The following is a 1,418-nucleotide window of genomic DNA, read 5'->3' on the forward strand; positions in this document are numbered from 1 at the left end:
GGTCGTGTCCCGGTCGTGTCCCGCCGAGTGGTGTAGTTCGGCGGTAGAGAAGCCGCTCGGGAGCGCGCCCTCATCAGCGCTGTAGCGAGCGAGCGGCGGTCATCGAAGTTCTCCGGTAAAGTCGGGTTGCTGACACCAACCTGATTGGAAGGAACCACCGATGACCGATGTCATGATGAACCTGCGCACGCTCGTAGAGAAGACCCCCGACGCCGATATTTTGCGGGAGATGATCGGCTTCGCCGCCGAGCGATTAATGGAGATGGAGGTGGGGGCCTCCACCGGTGCCGCTTATGGCGAGAAGAACCCGTTGCGCATGGCCCAGCGCAACGGGTATCGCGACCGGGACTGGGAGACGCGGGCCGGGACCGTCGAACTGCGCATTCCCAAACTCAGGAGGGGCACCTATTACCCTTCGTTCCTGGAGCCACGGCGCATGGCCGAGAAGGCGCTGACAGCCGTCATTCAGGAGGCCTACATCCAGGGCATCTCGACCCGCTCGGTCGACGACCTGGTTAAGGCAATGGGCATGAGCGGTGTCTCCAAGAGCCAGGTCAGTCGACTGTGTGAGGAGATCGACGGCAAAGTGAAGGCTTTCCTGGACCGACCGATCGAAGGCGACTGGCCATACCTCTGGGTCGATGCGACTTACCTCAAGGTGCGCCGTGGCGGCCGGATCGTTTCCGTTGCAGTCATCATCGCCGTCGGCGTCAACACCGATGGTCGGCGCGAGGTTCTGGGCATGGAGGTCGGCACCTCGGAAGCCGAGCCGATCTGGACGGAGTTCCTGCGCAAGCTGACAAGGCGCGGCCTGCGCGGCGTCAGGCTCGTCGTCTCCGATGCCCACGAAGGGATCAAGGCGGCAACCTCCAAGGTTCTCAGCGCGACCTGGCAGCGCTGCAGGGTTCATTTTGCCCGCAACGTGCTGGCGCATGCCGGAAAGAGTGGCCGCCGCGTCGTGTCGGCATTCATCGCCACCGCCTTTGCCCAGGAGACGGCAGAGGCTGCAAGCCTGCAGTGGCGCGCCGTCGCCGACCAAATCCGCCCGAAGGTACCGAAGCTCGCCGCCATCATGGATGAGGCCGAACACGACGTCCTCGCCTATATGAGCTTTCCAAAGGAGCACCGCGTCAAGCTCCATTCGATCAATTCCCTTGAGAGGCTCAACGGCGAAATCAAGCGACGCACAGAGGTCGTCGGCATCTTCCCCAACGACGACGCCATCGTCCGCCTCGTTGGCGCATTGCTGCTCGAACAAAATGACGAGTGGGCCGTGCAGCGGGCTCGTTACATGACCCTAGAAACCATCGGCCAGATGAGCGATGATCCTCTGATCAGCTTGCCGGCAGTGGCACGTTGATCAGTCCGGCTCACGCCGGAGAGCATGGGACCAGAGCCGTCCAGTTACACCACTGCAG

The 1,418-nt window shown here is 62.6% G+C and carries 1 protein-coding gene; it reads left to right on the top strand.

The features are described 5' to 3' along the window. Positions 1 to 160: 160 nt before the first annotated feature. Positions 161 to 1,360, top strand: a complete 1,200-nt coding sequence (locus tag AC1DPR_RS31925; protein ID WP_477818022.1) for an IS256 family transposase — start codon at positions 161 to 163, stop codon at positions 1,358 to 1,360. The last annotated feature ends 58 nt before the right edge of the window (positions 1,361 to 1,418 follow it).

This window comes from Rhizobium sp. 01T417, from assembly GCF_056398905.1.